Below are 26833 nucleotides of genomic sequence, written 5' to 3' on the forward strand. Positions count from 1 at the left end.
GTTGAGCGGCATAGATTTGCGGCCGTGCGGATCTTGCTCTCAGCGGACATGGAAGGCGTCACCGGCGTCACCTGGACCGACGACGTGGTGCCGGGGACCGAGCAGTGGCAGCGCTTCCGCCGCCTGCTAACCGATGACGTCAACGCGTGCGTCGAAGGGCTCTGCGCGGGCGGCGCCACCGACGTACTGGTGAACGAGGCGCACTCCGCGCAGCGGAACCTGCTACTCGAGGACCTCGACCAGCGGGCCGTGCTGCTGACCGGGCGCCACAAGCCGCTGTCCATGATGCAGGGCATCGATTCGGATGTGGACGGTGTGGTGTTCCTCGGCTACCACGCGGGCGCGGGCGAGGAGGGTGTCCTTGCGCACACCTACCTGGAGAACTCCATCACCGGGGTGTGGCTCGACGGCGTCCCTGCCGGGGAGGGTGGCCTCAACGCGGCGCTGGCCGCCGAGTACGGGGTGCCGGTCCTGCTGGTCACCGGCGACGACCGGGCCTGCACCGAGGCCGCCGGCTACGCACCCGCTGCCAAGACCGTCGCGGTCAAGGAATGCGTGAGCCGCTACGCGGCGATCTGCCGGCCACCCGCCCGCACCGCGGCCGACATCCGCGCCGCAGCTACCGAGAGCCTCGCGCTGGCCGGGCGGACCGAGGGCGAGGTCCGGCCGCACCGCATCGAGGTTGAGTTCGACGCCGCGCACCTGGCCGCTGCCGCCGAGGTGATCCCGACCGTCGAGCAATTGGACGTGCGGCGGGTCGGGTTCGACGCGCCGAACATGACCGAGGCGATGAAAGCGTTCAAGATCGTGACGACCATCGCGGCCCGCGCAATCCAAGGCATCTACGGCTGACTACGAAAACTGGCTCCAGACTCACCCTGCGTAGCGGCGCAAGTGGCGGAACCTCAGCCGCCGTATGGCTCCGGGATCCCCGGCTCATATATGACCAGACCAACACGCGGCGTCTGGGCTGTCCTCGCCAGGCGAGGTCTCAGAAACCGCGGCGGTGCAAGCCGCGAGGATGGCTAAGCGCAATGCGGCTTCAAAGACAAAACCAACAACCTCTACAGGTCTCCCCAGCGCGCGGTCTGCCAGTGCACGGCCTCCGGCCGCTGACCGGTTCGGGCGAATTCGTCCAGCGCGGCGCGGAGGTCTCGGAATGGCAGGACCGCGTCGCTCGGGAACTTCAGCGTGCTGCCCGCGTCGAACGGTAGCGCCGGCGCCTCCGCCGACGGCTCCGGGTTGAGCGTGTGCCAGGACCGGAGTTCGCCGTCCTCGGACTCCTCGGTGAAGTTCAGGACGCCGACCTCGGCCTCAACGTCGGTGACGATCCGGACCTGCTGGTATGGCCCGGCCGCCTCGGGATCCTCGTGCGGGCGGTCCCAAACGTAGAGGTGGCTGGCGCCGGGCTGCTTCAGTCGCAGCACCTTGTCCACCAGTTCGGCCTTGTCGTTCTCGGTCTGCGCGTAGTACCGCTCGCCGTCGGCCACCGCGGTCGCGACCGTGATCCCCAGTTCGGTGTTGCGGGCCCCGATCGCCTCGGCGCGCAGGCCTTCCAGGCAGATCCGCGCCTCCTTCAGCGCCTTGATCGCCGCGCCCTGGTGGAACACCAGGTCTGCCCAGTAGGGGTGGCCGAGCGCCTTGTTCAGGTCGTCGTAGACCTCGTGCGTCGCCTCGATCAGCTTGTCCAGGGCGTCTACTGGGACGTCGGCGAGGCGGGAGAACACGACCGCAAGCGGTTCGAGCGGGCCGGGCTCGTCTTGCGCTGGATTCGACATGCTCCCCGCATCCACTTCGATCATGGGCGACCCCCAGGACGCCCTGCCCAGATCTCGTTTGCCAAAGGCTACCGTGCGTCATCCAGCGATCTCGCAGCGCCACCGGGCGGCCGACTGCCCTCGTTCAACCGGCGCAGTCTCGCAGCACCCCGAGCGTCGGTTCGTCCCGACCCGAGCCCAGCGACAATAACGCCCGTGCCAGTCCGTCCGCATCGTCGAGCCCTAGCTCCTCGACCAGGTCGTCGGGCAGGCTGAGCATCGACAGCGCCACGCCGAGCATGCCCGCGTCCAGCAATCCCGCGCCGCGGCGGCTCATCCTGCGCCCCACCGCGGCGTGCAACTGCACCGCGGTGTCCACATTGGCCTCGGTGATGGCGCCGAGCGCCTCCCGCACCTCGGGGTTGCGCACCGCTTCCAGGTGCAGCTCGAACAGCGCTAGGAACTGCGACCTCGCGCTCGTGGACATCCGCCGCAGCATCGCTGCGTACAGCGCGGCGATTTCCGCACCGGTGACGTCCGCCGGAATCTGGCTGCGCAGGTCGCGCAACGCCGCGGTGTGCTGGGCGGCGAGATAACGCGCGACGGCCAGGAACACCGCGCTGCGCGTCGGGTAGTAATTCTTGGTGGTGCCCTCTGGAACCTCGGCCTCGCGGTCGATGGCGCGGTGCGTGAGCCCGCGGCCTCCTTCGCGCGCCAGCACCTCGACGGCGGCGTCGGCGAGCAGTTCCCGGCGGTTGCCTCGTTGCGGCATGCATCCCCTGGCGGTCGGATCTTGCTTGCTGATCAACAGCGTATCCCGCCCACCACACCAGTGGTGGGCGGGGGCACTCCGCGCGTCTTGACCGATACCCACATGATTGGTATAGACCTTAGGTCAGCGATCGCCTCGCCACGGGAGCGCAAACATGTCGGAAACCGGCCTGGTCCACGCCGAGCAGACGCTGGAGCACCTGCGAAAGATCGGCGCGTACAACGCCGAGGCCCTGCGGGCCGCCGCCGACCGGCTCATCGCCGCCATCCAGGCGGACGGCCTGGTGTTCACCGCTGGCGCGGGCCACTCGCTGGCCGGGGTGATGGAGTCGTTCTACCGGGCCGGCGGGCTGGCCCCGGTCCGGCCGCTGTACCACCCGGACCTGCTGCCCCTGCACGGCGCGGTCGCCAGCACCAAGACCGAACGCCGCAGCGGCCTGGCCGCAGAGGTGCTCACCGGGGCCGGCTTCCGCGGCGGCACGGACGCGCTGGTGGTGTTCTCCAACTCCGGGGTAAACCCGTACCCGGTGGAGTTGGCCAAGCTCGCCCGCGCGGCCGGCTCGACGGTCGTCGCGATCACCTCGCCGGCGGCGAGCACCGAAGCCCCGAAGCGCGCGGGCACGACGCTGGCCGAAGCAGCCGGGATCGTGCTGGACACCCTGGTGCCCGGGGGCGATGCGAGCTACCCGGCGACAGCACCGGTGACGGCGCCGCTGTCCTCGATGGCCAACGCGTTCCTGTGGAACATGATGCTGGTGCAGATGCATGACCTCGCCGCGGCGGCAGGCGTCGACCTGCCGGTCTGGCGCAGCTCCAACACGATCGGCGGAGACGAGGCGAACGCGGCGAACCTCGCGCACTACGGGGAGCGGGTGCCGGGCCTGCGCTGATCTACTCCAAGCCGAAGTGCTCGGCCAGCTCCGCGATGCGGCGCAACTGGGCGGCGCGCTCGGCCGCGAGCTGCTGCTCCGGGTCGACGGCCTCGTCGGCCTGGACCAGCAGCGCCAGCGTCTCGCGGACCGCGCCGGCCGGCGGTTGCGTGACGGCTTCGGCGAGCCGGTCCACCGCGTCGTCGAGCAGCTCGGGCTCGACGACCGAGTTCGCCAGACCGAGCCGCACGGCCTCTTCCGCCTGAATTTCTCGCCCGGTCAGGCAGATCTCCACTGCCTTTGCGTAACCGACGGTCCTGACCAGGGGCAACGTACCGCCAAGATCTGGCACGAGCCCCAGCCCCGTCTCCGCCATGCGCAGCCGCGCATCGGTGGCGAGCACACGCAGGTCGCAGGCCAATGCCAGCTGGAAACCGGCGCCGATGGCGTGCCCCTGCACGGCCGCGATGGTTACCCGGTCGGGTTCGCGAAGCCAGCTGAATCCCTGCTGGAAGCCGGCGACCTCGGCATCGGCCAGTTCGGTGGGGCGCTGGGCCAGAGCAGCCAGCCCGGGCGCCCCGTCGACGTCGGCGAATCCGAACAGCCGACGATCAAGGCCGGCCGAGAACGACCGGCCCGCGCCGCGCACCACCACGACCCGGATCTCCGCGTCGAGGCACCGACCGATCTCCCGCAGCGCCTGCCAGGTGTGCGGTGTCTGCGCGTTGAGCTTGTCCGGGCGGTTCAAGGTGATCGTGGCACGCCGCCCGTGGATCGTGAGCCCCACACCGCCACGATCCAACAGGCCGGCGTCCACTATCGACTCCGCCAAGCGGACCTCCATTGCAGATCTGAACAGATCGCTGGAGTCTGTTATGTCGAAATCCGGCGACCGCTGGTCGCCGTGCTCACTTCTTCTTCGAGCGCGTCGCGCCCCCGCGGCCCCGCAACTGCACGCCTGATTCGCTCAGGACGCGGTGCACGAACCCGTACGACCGGCCGGTTGCCTCGGCCAGAGCGCGGATGCTTGCCCCCTTCTCGTACTTCTTTCTCAGGTCACTGGCAAGCTTGTCCCGCGCACTACCCGTGATGCGCGCGCCTTTCTTCAGCTCAGCCACGGTGTCCCCGCCTTCCCTCTGAGCAGGTCGGGCCTCGCGACCCCTGTCAGCGCAATGATCGAACAGGAAACGCGGGAACGCCAGGCGATCATGGAAAAAAGATCGGCCAACGGTCGAGATGTGCGTCCGGCGATCACCGGAATGCACTAATCCATCCGTAGTAGTGCGCGCCGCGAGCGCAACCGTCGTTACGCCAACTGGACGAGGTCCAAGTAGTCGTCTGACCAGTGGTCTTCCGTCCCATCGGGCAACAGGATGACCCGTTCCGGTTCGAGGGCCTGCACCGCGCCGGGATCGTGCGTGACCAGCACCACCGCCCCGGCGAAGCTTCGCAGCGCGTCAAGCACCTGCTCGCGGCTGGCCGGGTCGAGGTTGTTGGTCGGCTCGTCCAGCAGCAGCACGTTCGCCGCGCTGGAAACCAGTCCCGCCAGCGCGAGCCGGGTCTTCTCACCTCCGGAGAGGGTGCCGGCGGGCTGCTGCAACTGCTCGCCCTGGAACAAGAACGCGCCGAGCAGGGTGCGCAGCTGCTGCTCGGGGGTGTCCGGTGCTGCGCTACGGATGTTCTCCCACACCGTGGCGTCGTGGTCCAACGTTTCGTGTTCCTGCGCGAAATACCCGATACGCAGGCCGTGACCAGGCACGACTCCGCCCGAATCGGGTTCCTCTATGCCTCCCAGCAGCCGCAGCAGGGTGGTCTTGCCCGCACCGTTAAGGCCGAGCACGACGACCTTGGCGCCGCGGTCGACGGCGAGGTCCACGCCGGTGAAGATCTCCAGCGAACCGTAGGACTTCGACAGGCCGTCGGCAGTCAGCGGGGTGCGCCCGCACGCTGCCGGTTCTGGGAAGCGGATCTTGGCGACCTTCTCCTGGGCCTGCTCGGTCTCCGCCTCGGCCAGCAGCTTCTCCGCCCGGCGGGCCATGTTCTGGGCGGCGACCGCCTTGGTCGCCTTGGCCCGCATCTTGTCGGCCTGCGCCATCAGGGCCGACGCCTTCTTCTCGGCGTTGGCGCGCTCGCGGCGGCGGCGCTTCTCGTCGGCGGCGCGGGCGTCCTGGTAGCGGTCCCAGTCCATGTTGTACACATCCGCCTCTCCGCGGATGGCGTCGAGGAACCACACCTTGTTGACCACGGCGGCCAGCAGATCCACGTCGTGACTGATGACCACCAAGCCGCCGTCGTGGTTCTTGAGGAAGTCGCGCAGCCAGTTGATCGAGTCGGCGTCGAGGTGGTTCGTCGGCTCGTCTAGCAACAGCGTGCTGGCCGACCCGCCGCCGGGCCCGGCCTCGGACGCGGCGAACAGGATCCGGGCGAGCTCGACGCGCCGCCGCTGACCACCGGAAAGCGTGCTCAGAGGCTGGTTGAGCACCCGGTCGGGCAGCCCGAGGTTGCTGCAGATGCGCCCGGCGTCGCTCTCGGCGGCGTAACCGCCGCGCGCGGCGAAGCGATCTTCGAGCCTGCCGTAGCGGGCAATGGCCTTGTCCCGCTCCCGCTCGTCGACCAGTTCGGCCATCGCGGTCTGGGTCTTCTCCATGTCACGGATCAGCTGGTCCAGGCCCCGCGCGGACAGCACCCGGTCCTTGGCGGGCACGGTCAGGTCGCCCTCGCGCGGGTCCTGCGGGAGATAACCGATCTCCCCGCGGCGGACCACGTCGCCGGCGTAGGGCTGACCCTCGCCGGCGAGCACGCGCAGCGTGGTGGTCTTGCCCGCGCCGTTGCGGCCGACCAGGCCGATCCGGTCGCCGGGCTGGACGCGCAGGGTCGCGTCGGAGAGCAGGATGCGGGAGCCGGCGCGCAGTTCCAGGCCGGTGGCAGAAATCAAAGGAAGCTCCGAAGGATAGTGGTCAAGCGGTTCCACGAACGCGCCCACCAGTCGGGGCCGGGTGGGCGTGGGCACTGCTGAACGGCGCGGTCGCTAGTCGACGACCGGGCAGCCCAGCGATGGAGTGGCGCGGGGAACGCGAACCACAAAACGCTTGCTAACCACGAGCACAGTGTATCGGGCGGTGTCCACCGGTTTGATCGCAGACCGCATCACACCGGTCACACCCGAACAGCCCCCGTCACAGCACGAACGTGTCGCTCCACAACTGGGTGGTCCGGCCCGACAGGGCCTCCAGCAGCGCGGCCGACTGGTCATCGGTCAGCGAGGCGACGAAGTCGATCACGGCCCGGCCGCGCGCCATCCGCTCCAGGCGCTCGGCGTCGACCGGCTCCCTAACGCTCGGCACGACCAGCAGCTCCGGGTCCTCACTGAGCAACTGCGCGAACTCGGCGCGGGCCCGGTCGAAGAGGTCGCGCAGCCGGTGGGGCAGCCGGGCGGCCTCGCTGCGGTCGATCAGCCAGTTGTCCAGCGCCTCGACGAGCTTGCTCAGCAGCCGGTCCTGACCGCGCTGGTGCAGTGCGAGGTCGGGACGCTGCAGCACGAACCGGCGGTGCACGAACTTCAACACCTGCACCTCATGCCACTGCTCGACCGCCAGCGCGACGTGCCCGGACCGCGTGTTCGGGTGCTCCTCGACCTGGATGCCCTCCACCAGGCGCTGGGTCCACTCACCAGAGAAGGCAGCGATGGACCGCTCGGCGAGCTGGGAGCGGTCGAAGGGCACCTCCAACAGCTTGTTGACGAGATTCGCGACGACCTTCTTGACCGCGCTGACGAAGGCCTCGTCGTCAGCGATCCAGCCGTCCTTGGCGTGCAGCCGGCGGCGCAGCCGCTCCAGCGAGCAGCCGGGGCGCATGCCGTCGCTGGCGAGCTCGGCGTCGGAGCGGCCGGCGAACTCCACGGCGTGCCCGAGCCACTCGGTCAGCTCGTGCGAGACGCTGGTGTGCTGCAGGATCCCGACGCGGTGGAAATCTTCCAAGTCGTGAATCGCATAGGCGATGTCGTCGGCGGTGTCCATGATCGACGCCTCGACGGTCTGCTGCCAGCCCTCGAGCCGTCCGCGGAACGCTGCGCGGGCGTCGATCATGTCCGCGAGTTCGGTGCTGTAGCAGGAGAACTTCGCCGACCCGGTGCCCGGCTGCTCCTCCGGTTCGGACGCGCCGCGCGGTGGCGAGTCCAGGTGCCGGGGGTGCGGCTGCGGGCGGGACAGCCGCGTCCACGGGTACTTCAGCAGCGCGGCCCGCACGGCCGCGGTCAGATCCAGGCCGTCCCCTCCGACGCCGCGCACGTCGATGCGGGTGACGACGCGGTAGGTCTGGGCGTTGCCCTCGAACCCGTCCGGCAGCGAGAACCGCTGCCGGGCCAGCCGGTCCAGCACGCTCTCGCCGAGATGCCCGAACGGCGGGTGGCCAAGGTCGTGGCCGAGCCCGGCGGCCTCGACCACGTCCAGATCGCAGCCGCCGAGCCGGTCCAGCCGCGCCACGTTGTCCGGAGTGGCCACCAGCCGCTCGGCGATCGCCCGCGCGACCTGCGCGACCTTGAGGCTGTGGGTCAGCCTGTTGTGTAGCAACAGCCCGGAGCCGCTGGGGCTGACGACCTGCGTCACGCCACCGAGGCGGGCGAAGAACGCGGAGCTGGACACCCGGTCGCGGTCCGCGCGGAACGGGCTCGCGGCGAGATCACCAGGGCCGTTGCGAACTCCGGAGCGCCCGCTGCGCCGCCCGGTCCGGGTTGGCTGCACATCCTGCATGGCCTCACGTTAGCCGCCCTGGCAGCGGACCCCGCGTCCAACGTGATCTGATGCTGCGGTGGATGTCGTTGTCGTGGGCGGCGGACCGGCGGGTCGTGCGGCGGCGGCTGCCTGCAGCGATACGGGCCTGCAGGTGACGCTGGTCGACCCGGCCCCGCGCCGCGTCTGGCCGCACACCTACGGGACCTGGCGCGACGAACTGCCCCCATCGGTGCCGTCGGCGGCACTGGCTTCGGTGATGCCGCGCATGGCGGTGCACGGCACCGACCGGCACGAATGGCAGCGGCCGTACGCGGTGCTGGACAACACGGCGTTGTGGAAGCACTTCTGGCGCGCCAACGTCGTCGAGGTGACGGGGCGCGCAACGGCCGCCGAACACGGGCCTACGGGTTCGACCGTGGTGCTGAAGGACGGTCGGCGATTCGCGGCGGCCGTCGTGGTCGACGCGACCGGCGCCACACGGGCTCTCTCCGGCGGTCGCCCGCCGCACACCGCGGCCCAGCAGTCCGCGCTGGGCTGGGTGGTCGACGCCGCAACGGCGGAGCCCTTCTGCGAACCGGACGCGGGTGTGTTCATGGACTGGCGACCGGCCCCGCAAACCCGCGGCGGCTGGCCCACATTCCTCTACGCGATCCGCCTCGGGCCGGACCGGGTGCTGCTCGAGGAGACCTCGCTGGCGCGCCGCCCGGCGCTGCCGCTGGCGTTGCTGCGCCGGAGGCTGGCCGGCCGGTTCGCCGCGGCCGGGGTGGATGCACAGGGGCGGATCGGCGAGGAGCGGGTGCGGTTTCCGGTGGACGACCCGCTGCCCCGGCCGGGTCGGGTGATTCCCTTCGGCGCGGCGGCGGGTTTCGTGCACCCGGCGACCGGTTTCAGCGTGGCGGCGTCCCTGCGACGCGCGCCGTGGCTGGCGGCGGCGATCAGCGCCGGGCTCCCGTCCGGTCCGGCGGCCGCGGCCAAGGCGAGTTGGTCGATCCAGTGGCCACCGAGCGCGGTGGCCGCGCACGTGCTGCGGCACCGGGCGCTGCACGCCCTGCTGTCCCTGCCCCCGGACCTGGTGCCGGGGTTCTTTGAGACGTTCTTCCGGCTGGACGAGCCGCACCGGACGGCGTTCCTGGCCCCGGAAGGCAATCCGGCCGGGACGGCGGCCGCGATGTCGGCGCTGTTCCGCAACGCGCCGTGGCGGATCCGGCGGCGGCTGGTGCTCGGCGGTCTCTCGGTGGGGCACCCGCCGGCCCGGCACGGCCTCGGCGGCGACTGACACCAGAACCGACAAACCCTGCAGACCGTAACGGAACGCTTCCGTTTCGCTGTGTCGCTGGACACAGGTCCGCCGACAGGACCATGTCCTGCCCCGGTCGGTCGAGCTAGGTTGGGTTCCGGGGAGAGGCGGTCCGCCGCCGAGGACGAGGAACTGAGATGTCGGTGAACAGGTCGTGAAAACCGTCGATGGAGCGGCATGAGTCCGGGCAACATCGACTCCGTGCTTGCGTTGGTTGACGAAGTGCGCTTCGCGTTCCAGCCGTTGATCAACATCAAGACCGGTGCCATCGTCGCGGTCGAGGCGTTGGCCCGGCCGGCAGGCGCGCACGTCCAGGACCTGTTCCGGGAGGCGGCCCGGCAGCGGCGGCTGACCGAGCTGGACGTGTCGCTGGCGACCGCCGCGCTGACCTCGATGGCGGACCACGAGTCGCTACTCCCCCTGCACCTGAACATCTTCGGCGGCACGGTCATCCACGACCTCCCCCGGCTCGACGCGGTGCGCGAGAAGCTCCGCGAGATCGGCCGCCGCGAGCAGGAGGTGACGCTGGAGATCGGCCCGCCGTTCACCAGGCTGGACCCCGGACAGCTGCTCGCCGGGGTGGACAAGCTGCGCGGCGACGGTTTCCAGGTCGCCCTGGACGGCGTCGGCGAAGGTGATGTGCCCCTGACCCTGATCGCCGACATCGGGCCCGCGATGGTGAAGCTGGACCGCGCCGTGGTCGCCGGGCTGCCGGAGAGCACGGCCCGGGTCGCGGTGGTGGAGGCGGTCCGACACCTGTGCGAGTCGACCGAGAGCCAACTGGTCGCCGAGGGCGTGGAGAACGAGCGGCAGCTGACCGCGCTGCGTCGCAACGGAATCCGCCTGGTGCAGGGGAACCTGCTCGCCCCGGCGGCCCGCCAGCCTCCGACGGCAAGCAGCGTGCCGGGTGTGGCGGCTGAGCTGACCGACCCCCACGGCCCGTCGATCAGCACGCTCGCCACGGGTCCACGGGTGACGGAGTTCCTGTCCCCGGCAACAATGCTGCCGATCGACGCCACGGCGGACAAGGTGCGCAGCGTGCTGGCGGATCATCCGGAGATCAGCGGCGTGGTGCTGGTCGACGGCGAGAACCGGCCGGTGTGGACCATCGACCGCAACCGGTTCCTGCTGGCGGTGACCGGCCCGTACGGGCACGCGCTGCACGCCAAGCGCCCCGCGTCGCGGCTGGCCGATGAGCCGCGGGTGGTCAACACGGCGACGACAGCGATGGAAGCGCTGAGCCTGGTGACCCGCTCGGACCAGTACCGGATGTACGACGACGCGATCGTGGTGGACGAGTCCAGCCGCTGCCTGGGCGCGGTGCGGGCCGGCGACCTGATCCGCGGCATGGCGGAGCTGAAGGTGGAGGAGGCGGCGGCGCTGAACCCGCTGACCCGCCTGCCGGGCAGCGACGCGATAGCCCGCGACGTGGCCCGCCGGATCGCCGCCGGCGAGATCTTCGCGGTGAGCTGGCTGGACATCGACAGCTTCAAGAAGGTCAACGACACGGCCGGGTTCTCCGCTGGCGATGACCTGATCCGCGCGATCGGACGCAGCCTCACCGATGCGGCGACGGCGCTGAGCTCGGTGCAGGTCGGCCATGTCGGCGGCGACGACTTCCTGCTGGTGGCCGACCTCGACGACCTGGTGCCGCTGGCCGAGCTGGTGCTCGACCCGCCGCGTTCGGCGGATCACTTCGCCGTGAGCCTGTCGCTGGCAACGCTGGTGTGCACGCCGACGACGGTCGACTCCTACGACGAGGTCTCCAGCAAGCTCGCGCCGCTGAAGCAGCGCGCCAAGTCGCTGACCGGTTCGAGCTGGGTCATGTCGCGGCCGGGCTCGGACCGCATCGAGGTGCTCCGCGGCGAGCAGCCGGAGGTGCCGCCGGGTTTCCCGACGCACGACCCGGAACTGCCCGGCCCGGCCTGGTAAATCCGGATTCAATAAGCACGGCGGTAGCCGAGTGTCAAGGTTTGCCCGCCGGGTGCCGTGGTGTGGGGATGAGGTCCCGGAGGTATGCGCGGGCCGGCGAAACCGCAAAACCCCAAAAAGAAAGAGACACCCCGAAACCCCAGGTGCCTCTTCCCAAAAACCAAGCCTTAAACGGTGAAGCCGAGAGCCCGCAGCTGCTCGCGCCCTTCCTCGGTGATCTTCTCCGGCCCCCAAGGCGGCATCCACACCCAGTTGATCCGGAAGTCGTTGACCAACCCACCACCGGGACCGGTCGTCAGCGCGGCCCGTGCCTGGTCCTCGATGACGTCGGTCAACGGGCAAGCCGCCGAGGTCAACGTCATGTCCACGGTGGCGGTGTTGTCCTGCTCGACCCGGATGTCGTAGACCAGCCCGAGGTCGACGACGTTGATCCCCAGCTCGGGGTCGACGACGTCGCGGAGGGCTTCCTCTACGTCCTCCAGCGCCGCCACCTCGGCGGCCGGCGCGGCTTGCTCGGGCAGCGCCTCGGCGCTGCGGGCCACGTCAATTTCCTGAACCGGGGCTTCGTCGCTCATGACGCCTCCTCGACAACTACGCGCGACACCGCGTCCTTGAAAGCCATCCAACCCAGCAGCGCGCACTTCACGCGCATCGGGTACTTCGCCACTCCCGCGAACGCGACGCCGTCCTCCAGCACGTCCTCGTCCGGTTCGATCTTGCCGCGGCCGTGCATCAACTCGCTGAACGCGGCCTCGGTGGTCAGCGCCTCCCGCAGCGGCTTGCCGACGACCAGGTCGGTGAGCACCGACACGGAGGCCTGGCTGATCGAACAACCCTGCCCCGCGTAGGAGACGTCGTCGACGATCGCGTCGGCGTCCGTGCCCGCCAACCGCACCCGCAGGGTGACCTCGTCGCCGCAGGTGGGATTCACCTGGAACGATTCGGCGTCGAAGGGTTCCCGCAGGCCGTGGCGGTGCGGTTTGCGGTAGTGGTCCAGGATGATCTCCTGGTACATCTGCTCAAGCTGCATGAAGAATTCTCCTGCAGTCCCCGATCAAGCCACTCCGAAGAAGCGCTGCGCCTCGCGCACCGCGTCCACCAACGCCTTGACCTCGTCCAGTTCGTTGTACAAGTAGAACGACGCCCGCACGGTCGCCGGAATTCCCATCCGGCGGTGCAGCGGCCATGCGCAGTGGTGTCCGACGCGGACCTCGACGCCCTGGTCGTCCAGCACCTGACCGGCGTCGTGCGGGTGCACTCCGTCGATCACGAACGACACGGCGCCGCCGCGGTGCTCGGTGTTGGTGGGCCCGATGATGCGCACCCCGTCGATCGTCGACAGCTCCCGGAGCGCGAGCTCGGTGAGCTGCCGCTCGTGTTCGGCGACGCGGTCCATACCGACCGCGCTCAGGTAGTCGACCGCCGCGCCCAGGCCCACCACCTGCGACGTCATCGGCACGCCCGCCTCGAACCGCTGCGGCGGCGCGGCGAACGTGGAGCGTTGCATGTGCACGAGTTCGATCATCGAGCCGCCGCTGATGAACGGCGGCATCGCGGCCAGCAGTTCGCGACGCCCGTAGAGCACGCCGACTCCGGAGGGGCCGAGCATCTTGTGCCCGGAGAACACCGCGAAGTCCACGCCCAGCGACTTGAAGTCCACCGGAGCGTGCGGCACCGACTGGCAGGCGTCCAGCACCACCAGCGCACCGACCTGGTGCGCCCGGGAAACCAGCTGCTCCGTCTGGTTCACCGTGCCCAGCACGTTGGACTGGTGGGTGAAGGCCACCACCTTGGTCCGCTCGCTGATCAAACCGTCCACATCGGACAGGTCGAGGCGGCCCTCGTCGGTGACCCCGAACCAGCGCAGAGTGGCGCCGGTGCGTTCACACAACTGCTGCCACGGGACCAGGTTCGCGTGGTGCTCCATCTCGGTCACCACGACCTCGTCGCCCGGTCCGAGGCGGAAGCGCTCGGCCTCCGCTCCGGCGGTGGCGGCGTTGCTCATGGCGTAGGCGACCAGGTTGATGCCCTCGGTGGCGTTCTTGGTGAACACCACCTCGTCGGCGTCAACCCCGATGAAGCGGGCGATTCGGTCCCGCGCGCCCTCGTACGCGTCCGTGGCCTCCTCGGCGAGCTGGTGCGCGCCGCGGTGCACGGCCGCATTGGAGTTCTCCAGGAACGAGCGCTCCGCGTCGAGCACCTGGCGCGGGCGCTGCGAGGTAGCCCCGGAGTCCAGGTAGACCAGGCGGCGGCCGTCGCGGATGGTGCGACCCAGGATCGGGAAGTCCGCCCGGATCGCCGCCACGTCCAGGGGCGTGCTCGGGATGCTCGCACGCTCGGTGCGAGGAGGCTGAACGGTCATGACTGGACGGCTGCCTCCTTCTTGCCGGTGAAGCGCACGTAGCCCTTCTCCTCCAGCTCATCGGCGAGCTTGGCACCACCGGACTCGACGACCTTGCCCTCGGCGAAGACGTGCACGTAGTCGGGGGTGATGTGCTTGAGGATCCGGGTGTAGTGGGTGATCAGCAGGACACCCTTGCCACCCTTGGCGTGGTAGGAGTTGACGCCCTCGGAAACCACCCGCAGCGCGTCGACGTCGAGGCCGGAGTCGGTCTCGTCGAGGATCGCGAACTTCGGGTCCAGCAGGTCCAGCTGCAGGATCTCGTGCCGCTTCTTCTCACCACCGGAGAAGCCCTCGTTGACGCTGCGCTCGGCGAACGACGGGTCGATGTCGAGGTCCGACATGGCCTGCTTGACTTCCTTGACCCACTTGCGGATCTGCGGGGCCTCGCCGCGGACCGCGGTCGCCGCGGTGCGCAGGAAGTTCGACATCGACACGCCCGGCACCTCGACCGGGTACTGCATGGCGAGGAACAGACCGGCGCGGGCCCGCTCGTCGACGCTCATCTCCAGCACGTCCTCGCCGTCCAGCAACACCGAACCGGAGTCGATCCGGTACTTCGGGTGCCCGGCGATTGCGTAGGCCAGCGTCGACTTGCCGGAGCCGTTGGGGCCCATGATGGCGTGGATCTCGCCCGAGCCGACGGTCAGGTTGACACCGTTGAGGATCGGCTTGGCGCCTTCCTCGGTGAGGACCGAGCCGTGCAGGTCCTTGATCTCCAGGGTGGCCATTTCTTCTTCGTTCTCCTGGTGTGTGCGAAAGCTCTTGACTGTGCCTGCAAATACCAATCCGGCCAAAAGTGTCGTAACCGCGAAACTTAGGCGGCTGCCGGTCGTGCGGGTCGACTTACTTTTGACCTCCTCGGTATTCAGGCGCCGACGACGGCGAGTTCTTCCTCGATCGCGGCTTCCAGCCGCTCCCGGACCTCGGGCACGGTGATCTTCTGCAGCAGCTCGCCGAAGAACCCGCGCACCACCAGGCGCCGGGCCTGGTCCTGCGGGATGCCCCGGGCCTGCAGGTAGAACAGCTGCTCGTCGTCGAACCGGCCGGTGGCGCTGGCGTGCCCGGCGCCTTCGATCTCGCCGGTCTCGATCTCCAGGTTGGGCACCGAGTCGGCCCGCGCGCCCTCGGTCAGCACCAGGTTGCGGTTGAGCTCGTAGGTGTCGGTGCCCTCGGCCGCAGCCCGGATCAGCACGTCGCCGATCCACACCGAGTGCGCCGAGTCGCCCTGCAGCGCGCCCTTGTAGAGCACGTTGCTGCGGCAGTTCGGCACCGCGTGGTCCACCAGCATCCGGTGCTCCAGGTGCTGGCCGGCGTCGGCGAAATACAGGCCGAGCAGTTCGGCGTCGCCGCCCTTGTCGCCGTAGGTGATGGTGGTGTTGACCCGCACCAGGTCGCCGCCGAGGGTGACGGCGAGGTGCCGGAACACCGTGTCGCGGCCCAGGTAGGCATGCTCGGAGCTGACCTGCGTGGCGTCGTCGGCCCAGTCGTGCACGGACACGACGCGCAGCTGCGCGCCGTCACCGGCGACGAACTCGACGTTGTCGCCCAGCGTGCCGGAACCGCGGTAGTCGATCACCACTACGGCCTCGGCGAACTGCTCGGCGCGGACCTGCAGGTGCCCGAAGGCCACCTGGCCCTCGCCCGGGCCGTGCACCGTGATGGTGATCGAGTCCTCGGGCTTGGTGTCTCTCGGGACCGTGACGACGGTGGCCTCGGTGAAGGAACTCCAGGCCTGCGCGGCGACGCGGTCGGACGGGATGCCCCCGTTGCCGATCCGCGCGTCGTCGCGCCCCACCGTCTCCACGGTCGCGCCGTCGCCGGTGACCTCGATCTTGATGTTGCCGGTGGCGGTGGCGGTGCCGTCGTGCAGGCCCCTCAGCCGCTTCATCGGCGTGAAGCGCCAGTCCTCCTCGCGGCCGCCGGGCACCTCGAAGGCCTCGACGTCGTAGGACATAAAGCGCGCCCCGCGGGAGGACTGCGGGATGCCGCTGCCGCCCCCGTGCGAGTGCTCGGCGAGGCCGTGCTGGGCGTCGGTCTTGGTGGTGCTCATCTCAGCCGACGGCCCCTTCCATCTGCAGCTCGATCAGGCGGTTCAGTTCCAGTGCGTATTCCATCGGCAGCTCGCGGGCGATCGGCTCGACGAAGCCGCGCACGATCATCGCCATCGCCTCGTCCTCGGTAAGGCCCCGCTGCATCAGGTAGAACAGCTGGTCGTCGCTGACCTTGGACACGGTCGCCTCGTGGCCCATCGACACGTCGTCGACGCGGACATCCACGTACGGGTAGGTGTCGGAGCGGCTGATGGTGTCCACCAGCAGCGCATCGCACTTGACGTTGGACGACGAGTGGTGCGCCCGCTTCGCGACCTTGACCAGGCCTCGGTAGGAGGTGCGGCCGCCGCCCCGGGCGATCGACTTGGACACGATCGTCGAGGAGGTGTGCGGCGCCAGGTGCTCCATCTTCGCGCCCGCGTCCTGGTGCTGGCCCTCGCCGGCGAACGCCACCGAGAGCACCTCGCCCTTGGCGTGCTCGCCCATCAGGAACACCGACGGGTACTTCATGGTCACCTTGGAGCCGAGGTTGCCGTCGACCCACTCCATGGTGGCGCCCTCTTCGGCCTTGGCGCGCTTGGTGACCAGGTTGTAGACGTTGGTCGACCAGTTCTGGATCGTCGTGTAGCGGCAGCGGCCGCCCTTCTTGACGATGATCTCCACGACCGCGGAGTGCAGCGAGTCGCTGGAGTAGATCGGCGCCGTGCAGCCCTCGACGTAGTGCACGTAGGCACCCTCGTCGACGATGATCAGGGTCCGCTCGAACTGGCCCATGTTCTCGGTGTTGATCCGGAAGTAGGCCTGCAGCGGGATGTCCACGTGCACGCCCGGCGGCACGTAGATGAACGAGCCGCCCGACCACACCGAGGTGTTCAGCGCGGAGAACTTGTTGTCGCCGGCCGGGATGACCGAACCGAAGTACTCCTTGAACAGCTCCGGGTGTTGCTTGAGGCCGGTGTCGGTGTCCAGGAAGATGACGCCCTGCTCCTCAAGGTCCTCGCGGATCTTGTGGTAGACGACCTCGGACTCGTACTGGGCGGCCACACCCGCGACGAGGCGCTGCTTCTCGGCCTCTGGGATGCCCAGCTTGTCGTAGGTGTTCTTGATGTCCTCGGGCAGGTCTTCCCAGGTCTGGGCCTGCTGCTCGGTGGAGCGGACGAAGTACTTGATGTTGTCGAAGTCGATCCCCGACAGGTCGGCACCCCAGTTCGGCATCGGCTTGCGGTCGAACAGCCGTAGCGCCTTCAGCCGGGTCTCCAGCATCCACTCGGGCTCGTCCTTCTTGGCCGAGATGTCGCGGACGACGTTCTCGTTGAGCCCACGACGTGCGCCAGCACCCGCAACGTCGGAGTCGGCCCAGCCGTACTCGTAGCTGCCCACGCTGGCCAGGATTTCGTCCTGGCTGAGCTGGCCGTTGCCGTTGGACGTCGTGGTGGGTGTGCGCTGCTCCGCAGCGGCAGTCATACGGACTCCCCTCCAAAAGGAATCGGGGCGGTGTTCTGCTGACCCTTCGGGACCGGGGCAGCAGGGATCTGGACGGTGTCCGAGGTGTCGCCACCCGGATCCGCGAACCGCGCGGTTGGTACGTGCGTGGTGCAGGCCGCATCACCGTTGGCGATGGTGGCCAGCCGCTGCACATGGGTGCCGAGGACTTCCGCGAACGCCGCCGTCTCGGCCTCGCACAGCTGCGGGAAGTCCGCAGCGACGTGCGCCACCGGGCAGTGGTGTTGGCAGAGCTGCTCTCCGCTGCCGACGCTGCGCGTCGAGGCAGCGTAACCCTCCCTGGTGAGCGCGTCGGCTAGAACCTCCGCGCGCTTCGCCGGGTCGGTCGCGGCCGCCAGCACCTCACGATGGTTGGCCACCAATGCGGCCATCCGCCGGTTGGCGAACTCGCGGACCGCCTGCTCCCCTTCGTGCTCGGCGATGAACCGCAGCGCCGCCACCGCCAGGTCGTCGTAGGCGTGCCCGAACCGCGCCCGGCCCACTTCGGTGAGCAGGAACAGCTTCGCGGGTCGGCCACGACCGCGACGGCCCCGCGGGGAGGCTTCCCGGGTGTAGGCCTCGCCCTCGGCGACCAGCACGTCGAGGTGCCGGCGCACCGCGGTGGGGCTCAGCCCGAGTTCGTCGGCCACCGCCGCAGCGGTGATCGGCCCCCGTTCCAGCAGCAACCGCGCAACCGCGTGCCGGGTGCGTCCGTCGCCGTGCGAGGCAGCACCGTACTGGGCCGCGTGGCCCTCGGCGCTGGCCACGGTGCCTGTCATCCAGGCGGGCGCGGACGTCCCGACGTTTTTCACAACACGAATGTTACCTATTTCGTCTCGGGACACCAGAGCGCGGGGCGGCCGCGTGAGCTGACTCACGCGATTACCCTTCGTCGTCGTGGCGGCAGTCGAATCGAAAGACCCAGCGCCCGCAGGTTCCGACCCGGGGCCCGCGGAACCGAAGCCCCTGGACCGCGCCGAGCGGCGGCAGCTCGACGTCGTCCGCCGGTTCGGCACCACCGGTTCGCTGGTGCTCGCGGTGGGCGCGATCGGTGCCGGGGCCGCCCCGGTGGACAACCCGCTGTCCGGCGCCCGCCTGATCGGTCTGCCCGTCCGGATCCCGACCGCCGCGATGGCCAGCTGCTGGCTGGGCATGCTGATGATCGTGATCGCCTGGCTGTGGCTGGGGAAGCTCTGCTGGCCGGGCCGCGGCCGGATGCTGTCGGTCACCCAGCTGGCCCGCACGCTGGCGATGTGGGCACTGCCGCTGGCCCTGGCCCCGCCGCTGTTCAGCACCGACATGTACAGCTACCTCGCGCAGAGCGAGGTGGCCGCCCGCGGCTTCAACCCGTACGTGCTGGGCTCGGCCGCCGCGCTGGGCATCGACCACCCGTTCACCGCCAACGTGCCCAACATCTGGCGCGACACCCCGTCGCCGTACGGGCCGCTGTTCCTGATGTTCGGCCAGGTGATCTCCCGGATCGTCGGCGACAACGTGGTGTTCGGGGTGCTGGTGTGGCGCGCGGTGATGCTGTGCGGGCTGGCACTGGCGATCTGGGCGATCCCCCGGCTGGCGCGCCGCTGCGGGGTGCACCCGGCAGCGGCGCTGTGGCTCGGCGCGGCCAACCCGATCGTGCTCTTCCACGTGGTCAGCGGCATGCACAACGAGGCGCTTATGGTCGGCATCATGCTGGCCGCCATCGAGCTGGGGCTGCGCTACCAGACCGTGCCGGGCACCATCGCCGCCGGCGTGCTGCTGACCATCGCCGGGGCGATCAAGCCGCCCGGCTGGATCGCACTCGGCTTCTTCGGGATCTACCTGGTGCTGCGGCGCGGCGGCCGGTTCCGCGACTTGGTGCGGGTCGCGGCGCTGCTGGCGGCGGTGTTCCTGGCCACCATGACGGTGATCACGGTGGCCAGTGGCTGGGGACTCGGCTGGATCGACACCTTCGACGTGCCCAACCGGGTCAAGACGTTCATGGCGCCGCTGACCGCGTTCGGCATGACCGGCGGCGGCCTGAGCACCCTGCTGGGGCTGGGCAACCAGACCGACGCGATGCTGGTCATCACCAAGATCATCGGATATCTGATCGTCGCCGCGGTGTGCCTGCGGATGCTGTGGCTGTCCTTCCGCGGCCGCATCGAACCGCTGGCCGCGATGGGCATCACGTTCCTCACGCTCGCGCTGGCCGTGCCGGTGCTGTGGCCCTGGTACCTGCTGTGGTCGGTGGTGCCGCTGGCGCTGTCCACCAACAGCAACCGGTTCCGAATCACCGCGACCGTGATCTGCGCCGCGGTGTCACTGCTGGTGCCGCCGACCGGGGCGGGTTTCGTGCTGCGCGCCTACCAGATCCCGTTCGCGGTGATCGCCGCAGCGATCGCCTTCGCGATCACGCTCTGGCTGGTGCGCGGAAAGGTCCCGGGCCTGCTGCCGACCCGCGGCGGTGTTCGGCCGGGCACGCAATAGGCTTGGATGTCGTGAGCAACGCCGATAGCCCGGCCGTCCGGTTGCGGGGGCTGAAGAAGCGCTTCGGCGACACCGTCGCCGTTGCCGGGCTCGACCTGTGCCTGCCGCGCGGCAGCGTCCTGGCGCTGCTCGGGCCCAACGGCGCGGGCAAGACCACTACCGTCGAGATCTGCGAGGGCTTCCAACGCGCGGACGACGGGGAAGTGCGCGTGCTCGGGCTGGACCCGCGCACGCAGTCAGAGGCGTTGCGGCCGCGGATCGGCGTCATGCCGCAGGGCGGCGGCGCGTATCCGGGCGTGCGCGCCGACGAGATGCTGAACCTGATCGCCGCCTGCGCCGCCGACCCGCTGGACCCGGCGTGGCTGCTGGACGTGCTCGGCCTCGACGCCGCCCGCCGCACCCCCTACAAGCGGCTCTCCGGCGGCCAGCAGCAGCGCCTGTCACTGGCCTGCGCCCTGGTCGGCCGCCCCGAGCTGGTGTTCCTCGACGAGCCCACCGCAGGACTGGACCCGCAGGCGCGGCGGCTGGTCTGGGACCTGGTCGGCGCACTGCGCCGCGATGGAGTAAGCGTGCTGCTGACGACCCACCTAATGGACGAGGCCGAAACGCTGGCCGACCGGGTGGTGATCGTCGACCACGGCCGCGCGGTCGCCGAGGGCACCGCGGCGGAGCTCACCGAACCCGAGGACGGCAGGCAGGAACTCCGGTTTCGCTCCCAGCCCGGGCTGGACCTGAAGCTGCTGCTGGCCGCGCTGCCGGAGGGCTGCGAGGCCACCGAGCTGCGCCCCGGCGACTACGTGGTGCGCGGCGTGGTCGACCCGCAGGTGGTGTCGACCGTGACCGCCTGGTGCGCGCAGCACGGCGTGCTCGCGCAGGAACTCCGGGTCAGCCGCCGCAGCCTGGAGGACGTATTCCTGGAATTGACCGGACGGGAGCTGCGATCGTGAACGCCGAAACCAACGCTCCCGCCCAGCTCGGCGCCCAGTTCCCGCCGGGCACGTTCGCGCCGAAGCCCGGCCGCGGCGGCGCGGGCCGGATGCTGGCCGCGCAGACCAAGGTCGAGGCGCTGCTGATCATCCGGCACGGCGAGCAGGCGCTGCTGACGCTGATCATCCCGCTGGCGCTGCTGATCGGGCTGAGCACGCTGCACATCGGCGCCCTGCCGGAGCCGCGGGTGAACTCGGTGATGCCGCGGATCCTGGCGTTGGCGGTGATGTCCACGGCGTTCACCGGGCAGGCCATCGCGCTCGGCTTCGACCGCCGCTACGGCGTGCTCAAGCGGCTGTCCGCGACGGCGCTGCCGCGCTGGACGCTGGTGTCCGGTCGTGTACTGGCGACGCTGCTGGTCGTCGCGCTGCAGGCGGTTGTGCTGGGCGTCGCCGCGGCGCTGCTGGGCTGGTCACCCGCGCTTGCCGGGCTGCTGCCCGCCATCCCGCTGTTGGTCCTGGGCACGCTCGCCTTCGGCGCGGCCGGGGTGCTGGTCGGTGGGTCGTTGCGGGCCGAGATCGTGCTCGCGCTGGCCAACGCGATCTGGTTCGTGCTGCTGCTCGCCGGTGGGTTGGCGCTGCCCGCGAGCGAACTGCCCGGCCCGGTCGGTGCGGTCGCTGGCTTCCTGCCGTCCGGTGCCCTCGCGGAGGCCTTGGACGCGGTGCTTGTCAACGGCGCCCTGCCCGGCGTGCAGCCGGTCGCGGTGCTGGTGGCGTGGGGCGCGGTGTGCGGCGCGGTGGCGATCCGGACCACCCGTCTGACCTGATCCGGGACTGCCGACCGTCCTGGAACATCGTTCTAGCTAGAGCATCGTTCTAGGATGCGCGACGAAGGTCGCGGGCCAAACCAAGCAAACCCTGGAACTAGAGCACGCCGAACTGGCGTGGCCCGACGAACCGCACCTCTAACCTCGAGCTCTGGCACGCGATCACGCTGCTGCGCGGCGCGCTCCCGCATGGACTCCGCCGCACGCTCTGACAGCTCGCCGGCACCGCGTTGTCAAGCCCCTGCGGGTGGGCGGTTTTCGGCGGCGGCCTACCATCGAGTGCGTGCCCACGGCCTCGATGACTTCCCGGATCTCCCGCCCGTCGCCGCGCGTTGTGCGCGGTCTGGCAATCGCGGTGCTGGTGACGCAGGCGCTGATCTCGGTGACCGGCGTGATCGTCCGGGTGACCGGTTCCGGGCTCGGCTGCCCCACCTGGCCGCAGTGCTTCCCGGGCAGCATGGTGCCCGTCGAGCACCCCGAGGTAGCGACCCTCCACCAGGTGATCGAGTTCGGCAACCGACTGCTGACCGGCGTGATCGGGTTCATCGCGCTGGCCTGCTTCCTGGCCGCGTGGCGGTGCCTGCCCTACCGGAAGCGGCTAGTCCGGCTGGCGCTGGTGATGCCGCTGGGCGTGATCGCGCAGGCAATCATCGGCGGCATGACGGTGCGCGTCAACCTGGCCTGGTGGAGCGTGTCGATGCACTTCATGGCCTCGGCAGTACTCATCTGGCTGGCCACGATCCTGGTCAAGGCGACCACCGAGGGCGACCGCGAGCCAGCCGGCGTGGTGCCGCCGCCGATGCGTAAGCTGCTGGCCGCCCTGGTCGTGGTCACCGCGGCCGTGCTGGTCCTCGGCACGCTGGTCACCGCTTCCGGCCCGCACGCGGGCGACCCGGACACGCCGCGACTCGACCTCCCGGTGCCGACGATGGTGCAGGCCCACGGCCTGCTGGTGATGGCGTACGTGCTTTTGCTCGCGTTGTTCGGCGTGTGGCTGCGCAGCGCCCGCCCGACCAAGGCCCTGCTGAAGACCTACGGCGCGGCATGCGTGCTCGTGCTGGTGCAGGGCGGGATCGGCTCCGTGCAGTACTACCTCGGCGTTCCCGAGACGATGGTGGTCCTGCACGTGCTGGCGGCGACGCTGGTGATCATCGTCACCGCGATGCTCTGGTGCGAGTCCCGCTACCGCGGCCCGCTGCCGGAGCCGACGCCCGAGGCCACGGCCAAGGAATCCGTCGCCGCCTGAACCAGTCGGACCTCAGCCGAGAATGCCGCGCTCGTAGGCGGACGCGACCGCCGCGGCCCGGTCCTTGACCCCCAACTTGTCGTAGAGGTGGGTCAGGTGGGTCTTGACCGTCGCCTCGCTGAGGAACAGCGCCGCGGCGATCTCGCGGCCGGACCTGCCCCTGGCCACCAGCCCCACGACCTCGCGCTCCCGCCCGCTCAACGGCTTTTCACCGGGCGATCGCACACGGGACACCAGGCGCGAGGCCACCGCCGGTGAGAGCACCGTCCGACCCGCCGCTGGACTCGATCTCGAAGTTGCCTGCGACCCGCTCCGGGCAACCAATCGGCCGATGCCGTCATCCCCGGCGCGGTGCTGGTCAGAAGCGCAGCTTGGGTTTGCCTTCGCGTTCCCAGCGGCGCCACAGCTCCGGCATCTCGCCGGACAGCCACTGGTAAAACTCGTTCACCGTGCGCAGGCGGCGGGCCCGTTCGCCCTGGCCGCTGAACATCCGCAGGCCTTGCGAGGTGAGCTCTTCCAGCGCGGTGACCCGCTCCATGCGCTGGCGCACCAGCGCCGGCCAGCGGTCCTCCTCCACCTGGTACAGGGCCGCCTCGCGGCCCTGCCGGGTCGTCTTGGAGATCACCCCGAGCCGCATCAGCAGCCGCACGTTCGTGCTGATCGATCCGGTACTCGCGGCCAGCGCGTGGGACAGCTCCGCGGCGGTGCGCTCCGGCGGGTCGCAGATCAGCAGGAACGCCAGGATCCGGCCGGCGATCAGCGGCATGCCTTCGCTGGCCTCGAAGTGCGCCGCCATCTGCTCGATCCACTCCGACATGGCGGGCCGGTCGGTGCGCTGCAAGTAGTCGGACACGACGACTCCAAATGATCGAGTTTAGTCCCCGCTGAAAACATAGACCACAGCGAACGATTCAACCAAGCAGCGATCAAAGGTGTGTCGAACATCTAACGCGAGACGCGCGGCGTCACCGCGCCCGGGGGCCGGCCATCTTCCGCCGGTGCGCGGGCCCGATCTTCAGCGCCGCGACCGTCTCGCCGTCCCACTCATGCGGCGACAGCCCTTCGACGGCCTCGACGAGGGCCTCTCCCGCGGCCGCGTCGGGCACCAGAACGTCGCCCATCAGGCCGTCCTCGCCGATCAGCACGATCCGGGCACCCGTCCGCCCCAGGTTCTCCACCACCGCGCGCGCAGACCCGCCGTGCGCGGCGACGAACGCCGTCGCCACAGCGATCGCCTTTGGCGACGGGGCGGTGGCCTGTTCGGTGTCCTTCTCGGCAGCCGTCATGCCCGCAATCCTAAACACGATTCACCACCGGGCGGCAGCTTCGTCGCACACGACACCCGCGCGATCAACGGGCGGCACCTCGTGCGACGGGCATCATTTCGGATGTCGGGTGCTCGCGGGGAAGATCGGATCGAGGTGCGGAGTTGCACCCGTCGAACGATGACAGGCGGAGGAGAGAGCATGCACGCGATTCGCGTGGCGGCCAACGGCGGACCCGAGGTCCTGGAGTACAGCGAAGCCGAGCTGCCCGACCCGGGGCCCGGCCAGCTGCTGGTCGAGGTCGCCGCGGCCGGAGTCAACTTCATCGACACCTACCAGCGCAGCGGGATCTACTCGATGAAGCTGCCTTTCACGCCCGGTTCGGAGGGCGCGGGCAAGGTCGTCGCGGTCGGCCCCGACGTGACCGGCTTCGGCGTCGGCGACCGCATCGCCTGGGCGATGGCCCCGGGCAGCTACGCCGAGCGGGCGCTGGTGCCCGCCGACAAGGCGGTGCGGGTGCCGGACGGGGTGGACGACCATACGGCGGCGGCCGCGCTCCTGCAGGGACTGACCGCGCACTACCTGATCACCTCGACCTACCCGGTGCGCACCGGCGAGACCGCCCTGGTGCACGCCGCGGCCGGCGGCATGGGCCTGCTGCTGACCCAGCTGATCAAGTCGCGCGGCGGAAACGTGATCGGCACGGTGTCCACGCCGGAGAAGGAGGAGCTGGCACGAGAGGCGGGAGCCGACGAGATCATCCGCTACACCGAGGCGGACGTGGTCGAGGAGGTCAAGGACCTCACCGACGGGCGCGGCGTGGACGTGGTCTACGACGGCGTCGGCAAGACCACCTTCGACGCGAGCCTGGCCAGCCTGCGGCCTCGCGGCATGCTCGCGCTGTTCGGCGCGTCCAGCGGCCCGGTGCCGCCAGTCGACCCGCAGCGGCTGAACGCGGCGGGATCGGTGTTCCTGACCCGCCCGAGCCTCGCGCACCACATCCTGACCCGCGACGAGCTGGACTCGCGGGCCAACGAACTGTTCAGCTGGATCGCCAGCGGCACCCTCAAGATCCGCATCGGCGGCACCTACCCGCTGGCGGACGCCTACCGCGCGCACGAGGACCTGGAAGGCCGCCGCACCACCGGAAAGCTCCTGCTCCTGCCGTGACCACCGCGCACGTCCGCAATTTCAATGGAAATCGAAGGTCTGATTCCATTGAAATTGCGGACACCCGCAACCGGACGAGCGCGGAAACGCGATCAGAACGGCCAGCCCAGCACGGGCAGGCTCAGCGCGGAGTCCACAGCGAGGGCCACGCACACGATCATCAAGTACGTGTTGGACATGTGGAACAGCTTCATCGGCTCGGTCTTCTCGCCGCGCTTGGTAGCGGCGTGCAGCCGGTGCGCGAGGAACAGGAACCACGTCCCGGAGAGGACCGCGAACGCCGCGTAGAGCCACCCGGTCGCCGGGACCAGCAGCAGCGTCCACACCACCATCAGCCAGGTGAACACCACGATCTGCCGCGACACGTACGTCGGCTGCGCCACCACTGGCAGCATCGGGACGCCGGCGCGCTCGTAGTCGTCCTTGTACTTCATCGCCAGCGACCAGGTATGCGGCGGCGTCCAGAAGAAGATCACGCCGAACATCACCAGCGCCGGCCAGTCCACCCGGCCGGTCACCCCGGCCCAGCCGATCACCACCGGCATGCAGCCCGCGGCGCCGCCCCAGACGATGTTCTGCGCGGTGCGCCGCTTGAGCACCAGCGTGTAGACGAAGACGTAGAACAGGATCGTGCCGACGGCCAGCGAAGCGGCCAGCAAGTTCGTCGTCGCCCACAGCCAGCCGAAGGACCCGACGCCGAGCGCGATGCCGAAGACCAGGGCGTGCCGGGTTGACACCGTGTGCCGCACCAGCGGGCGGGCCCGGGTGCGTTTCATCACCTGGTCGATGTCGGCGTCGGCGACGCAGTTCAACGCGTTCGCGCTGCCCGCCGCCATGGTGCCGCCGATCAGCGTGGCGAGCACCAGCCACGGCGACGGGATGCCCCGCGCGGCCAGCAGCATCGCCGGGATGGTGGTCACCAGCAGCAGCTCGATGACTCGCGGCTTGATCAGCCCCGCATAGGCTTTCAGCAGCTCAGCGGGCCGCCGAGCGTGCCGTGTCCGGGGGGCGTCGACGACGGTGGTCACGACGCTGCGCTCACCGACGGCATGGCACTCCTAAGGCGTTTCGGACGACCTGGCACAACCCGGACCGCGCCGAATTGGACCGACCATGAATAGTAGGCGCGCTACTGAACGCGGCTTCGCGCGGGTCTATCGCCGGGGTCCCGCGCGGGCCCGGTGGCCCTGGTCACGCCCCTTCCCCGCTATCCTGACCGGGTTCCCGCCTGTTCCCGGTCGCGCGGGTCGCCCTTCAGCGCGAAACCGCAGGGCACGGGCAGGCAGCAGCCGAGTCCCCGGCGTCACCCGGACGGCGCAACCGTGGGTCTCCCAGCCGCAGTGTGGGCGCCGCCGCTTCCCGCTCCCGACGGGCGGGGAAACAGCAATGCAGACGGGTCGGCGCGTGGCTGATCGGACACGACTAGGCTGCCCGTCGGACGAGGGATAACCGCGGTTCGGATCGGTCCAGCAGCGACCGCATTCACCGCGTTGTAGGGAAAACCGCCGAAGGAAACTTGGAGCTGCGTCCGTGTCCGTCACCGACGACCTTGCCCGCTTGACCACCAAGAACCTGCCCGAAGGCTGGACCGAACTGGACCAGCGCGCGGTGGACACCGCCCGCGTGCTCGCCGCCGACGC

25 protein-coding genes and 1 pseudogene are annotated in these 26833 nt (G+C 69.9%); 9 read left to right on the forward strand and 17 right to left on the reverse strand.

Annotated features, from left to right (window positions below; translation table 11 throughout):
* The first annotated feature begins 24 nt into the window (after positions 1-24).
* Positions 25-852, forward strand: a complete 828-nt coding sequence (locus ACWDKQ_RS17855) for a M55 family metallopeptidase (RefSeq protein WP_450139845.1) — start codon at positions 25-27, stop codon at positions 850-852.
* A gap of 212 nt (positions 853-1064) precedes the next feature.
* Here the strand turns inward: ACWDKQ_RS17855 and ACWDKQ_RS17860 are convergent, their stop codons facing one another.
* Together ACWDKQ_RS17860 and ACWDKQ_RS17865 are read right to left on the reverse strand one after the other, a co-directional pair.
* The gene (locus tag ACWDKQ_RS17860) at positions 1065-1778 is read right to left on the reverse strand and encodes an Imm1 family immunity protein (protein ID WP_450139846.1); all 714 of its coding nucleotides are present in this window, start codon (positions 1776-1778) and stop codon (positions 1065-1067) included.
* Between the two features lie 124 nt (positions 1779-1902).
* Positions 1903-2529, reverse strand: a complete 627-nt coding sequence (locus tag ACWDKQ_RS17865; RefSeq protein ID WP_450139866.1) for a TetR/AcrR family transcriptional regulator — start codon at positions 2527-2529, stop codon at positions 1903-1905.
* A gap of 154 nt (positions 2530-2683) precedes the next feature.
* On the opposite strand from ACWDKQ_RS17865, the gene ACWDKQ_RS17870 reads away from it, so the two are divergent.
* Complete coding sequence (locus tag ACWDKQ_RS17870; RefSeq protein WP_450139847.1) at positions 2684-3418, forward strand: sugar isomerase domain-containing protein; 735 nt, start codon at positions 2684-2686, stop codon at positions 3416-3418.
* A gap of 1 nt (position 3419) precedes the next feature.
* Here the strand turns inward: ACWDKQ_RS17870 and ACWDKQ_RS17875 are convergent, their stop codons facing one another.
* From ACWDKQ_RS17875 to ACWDKQ_RS17890, 4 genes are all read right to left on the reverse strand, one after another.
* Positions 3420-4241 (reverse strand): enoyl-CoA hydratase/isomerase family protein, encoded by an 822-nt coding sequence (locus ACWDKQ_RS17875; protein WP_450139848.1) that lies wholly within the window; start codon positions 4239-4241, stop codon positions 3420-3422.
* A 64-nt stretch (positions 4242-4305) separates the two neighbouring features.
* Complete coding sequence (locus tag ACWDKQ_RS17880; RefSeq protein WP_010310662.1) at positions 4306-4515, reverse strand: helix-turn-helix domain-containing protein; 210 nt, start codon at positions 4513-4515, stop codon at positions 4306-4308.
* Positions 4516-4703: 188 nt separating this feature from the next.
* The gene (locus ACWDKQ_RS17885) at positions 4704-6332 is read right to left on the reverse strand and encodes an ABC-F family ATP-binding cassette domain-containing protein (RefSeq protein ID WP_450139849.1); all 1629 of its coding nucleotides are present in this window, start codon (positions 6330-6332) and stop codon (positions 4704-4706) included.
* A 241-nt stretch (positions 6333-6573) separates the two neighbouring features.
* Positions 6574-8145, reverse strand: a complete 1572-nt coding sequence (locus ACWDKQ_RS17890; protein ID WP_450139850.1) for a deoxyguanosinetriphosphate triphosphohydrolase family protein — start codon at positions 8143-8145, stop codon at positions 6574-6576.
* 73 nt (positions 8146-8218) lie between these two features.
* Here ACWDKQ_RS17890 and ACWDKQ_RS17895 point away from each other — a divergent pair, with 73 nt between their 5' ends.
* Both ACWDKQ_RS17895 and ACWDKQ_RS17900 read left to right on the forward strand, forming a co-directional pair.
* A complete protein-coding gene (locus ACWDKQ_RS17895; protein ID WP_450139851.1) occupies positions 8219-9403 on the forward strand; it encodes a lycopene cyclase family protein in 1185 nt (394 codons plus the stop codon).
* A 198-nt stretch (positions 9404-9601) separates the two neighbouring features.
* Positions 9602-11356, forward strand: coding sequence for an EAL domain-containing protein (locus tag ACWDKQ_RS17900; protein ID WP_450139852.1), 1755 nt, complete (start codon positions 9602-9604; stop codon positions 11354-11356).
* Between the two features lie 167 nt (positions 11357-11523).
* Here the strand turns inward: ACWDKQ_RS17900 and ACWDKQ_RS17905 are convergent, their stop codons facing one another.
* The 7 genes from ACWDKQ_RS17905 to ACWDKQ_RS17935 form a co-directional block, all read right to left on the reverse strand.
* Positions 11524-11931 carry a metal-sulfur cluster assembly factor gene (locus ACWDKQ_RS17905; protein ID WP_010310676.1) on the reverse strand — a complete coding sequence of 136 codons (408 nt, stop codon included), beginning with the start codon at positions 11929-11931 and terminating at the stop codon, positions 11524-11526.
* The gene (gene sufU / locus ACWDKQ_RS17910; protein ID WP_450139853.1) at positions 11928-12386 is read right to left on the reverse strand and encodes a Fe-S cluster assembly sulfur transfer protein SufU; all 459 of its coding nucleotides are present in this window, start codon (positions 12384-12386) and stop codon (positions 11928-11930) included. The genes ACWDKQ_RS17905 and sufU overlap by 4 nt, the downstream gene beginning before the upstream one ends.
* A gap of 24 nt (positions 12387-12410) precedes the next feature.
* Entirely contained in the window at positions 12411-13718 is a 1308-nt protein-coding gene (locus tag ACWDKQ_RS17915; protein ID WP_450139854.1) for a cysteine desulfurase, read from the reverse strand.
* Complete coding sequence (gene sufC, locus ACWDKQ_RS17920; RefSeq protein WP_450139855.1) at positions 13715-14488, reverse strand: Fe-S cluster assembly ATPase SufC; 774 nt, start codon at positions 14486-14488, stop codon at positions 13715-13717. Before sufC ends, ACWDKQ_RS17915 begins: the two co-directional genes overlap by 4 nt.
* 137 nt (positions 14489-14625) lie before the next feature.
* Complete coding sequence (gene sufD / locus ACWDKQ_RS17925; RefSeq protein WP_450139856.1) at positions 14626-15810, reverse strand: Fe-S cluster assembly protein SufD; 1185 nt, start codon at positions 15808-15810, stop codon at positions 14626-14628.
* Between the two features lies 1 nt (position 15811).
* Positions 15812-17275 (reverse strand): Fe-S cluster assembly protein SufB, encoded by a 1464-nt coding sequence (gene sufB / locus ACWDKQ_RS17930; protein ID WP_450139857.1) that lies wholly within the window; start codon positions 17273-17275, stop codon positions 15812-15814.
* Positions 17272-18105 (reverse strand): helix-turn-helix transcriptional regulator, encoded by an 834-nt coding sequence (locus ACWDKQ_RS17935; RefSeq protein ID WP_450139858.1) that lies wholly within the window; start codon positions 18103-18105, stop codon positions 17272-17274. Before ACWDKQ_RS17935 ends, sufB begins: the two co-directional genes overlap by 4 nt.
* 85 nt (positions 18106-18190) lie before the next feature.
* Here ACWDKQ_RS17935 and mptB point away from each other — a divergent pair, with 85 nt between their 5' ends.
* The 4 genes from mptB to ACWDKQ_RS17955 all read left to right on the forward strand — a co-directional run bounded on the left by mptB (position 18191) and on the right by ACWDKQ_RS17955 (position 22758).
* Complete coding sequence (gene mptB, locus ACWDKQ_RS17940) at positions 18191-19759, forward strand: polyprenol phosphomannose-dependent alpha 1,6 mannosyltransferase MptB (protein ID WP_450139859.1); 1569 nt, start codon at positions 18191-18193, stop codon at positions 19757-19759.
* A gap of 11 nt (positions 19760-19770) precedes the next feature.
* A complete protein-coding gene (locus tag ACWDKQ_RS17945; protein ID WP_450139860.1) occupies positions 19771-20706 on the forward strand; it encodes an ABC transporter ATP-binding protein in 936 nt (311 codons plus the stop codon).
* Positions 20707-20795: 89 nt separating this feature from the next.
* Positions 20796-21512, forward strand: coding sequence for an ABC transporter permease (locus tag ACWDKQ_RS17950; protein ID WP_450139867.1), 717 nt, complete (start codon positions 20796-20798; stop codon positions 21510-21512).
* 283 nt (positions 21513-21795) lie between these two features.
* On the forward strand, positions 21796-22758 hold the full coding sequence (locus ACWDKQ_RS17955; RefSeq protein ID WP_450139861.1) for a COX15/CtaA family protein: 963 nt from the start codon (positions 21796-21798) through the stop codon (positions 22756-22758).
* A 12-nt stretch (positions 22759-22770) separates the two neighbouring features.
* Here ACWDKQ_RS17955 and ACWDKQ_RS17960 read toward each other — a convergent pair.
* The 3 genes and pseudogenes from ACWDKQ_RS17960 to ACWDKQ_RS17970 all read right to left on the reverse strand — a co-directional run.
* Positions 22771-23037 (reverse strand): annotated as a pseudogene (locus tag ACWDKQ_RS17960) (response regulator transcription factor); the annotation flags it as partial.
* A 79-nt stretch (positions 23038-23116) separates the two neighbouring features.
* Complete coding sequence (locus ACWDKQ_RS17965; protein ID WP_450139862.1) at positions 23117-23611, reverse strand: GbsR/MarR family transcriptional regulator; 495 nt, start codon at positions 23609-23611, stop codon at positions 23117-23119.
* A 112-nt stretch (positions 23612-23723) separates the two neighbouring features.
* On the reverse strand, positions 23724-24044 hold the full coding sequence (locus ACWDKQ_RS17970; protein ID WP_450139863.1) for a hypothetical protein: 321 nt from the start codon (positions 24042-24044) through the stop codon (positions 23724-23726).
* A gap of 180 nt (positions 24045-24224) precedes the next feature.
* On the opposite strand from ACWDKQ_RS17970, the gene ACWDKQ_RS17975 reads away from it, so the two are divergent.
* The gene (locus ACWDKQ_RS17975; protein ID WP_450139864.1) at positions 24225-25193 is read left to right on the forward strand and encodes a quinone oxidoreductase family protein; all 969 of its coding nucleotides are present in this window, start codon (positions 24225-24227) and stop codon (positions 25191-25193) included.
* Positions 25194-25285: 92 nt separating this feature from the next.
* On the opposite strand, the gene ACWDKQ_RS17980 is transcribed toward ACWDKQ_RS17975, so the two are convergent.
* Positions 25286-26221, reverse strand: coding sequence for a heme o synthase (locus ACWDKQ_RS17980; RefSeq protein WP_450139865.1), 936 nt, complete (start codon positions 26219-26221; stop codon positions 25286-25288).
* Positions 26222-26833 lie beyond the last annotated feature (612 nt).

It is taken from the genome of Saccharopolyspora sp. NPDC000995, assembly GCF_053599315.1.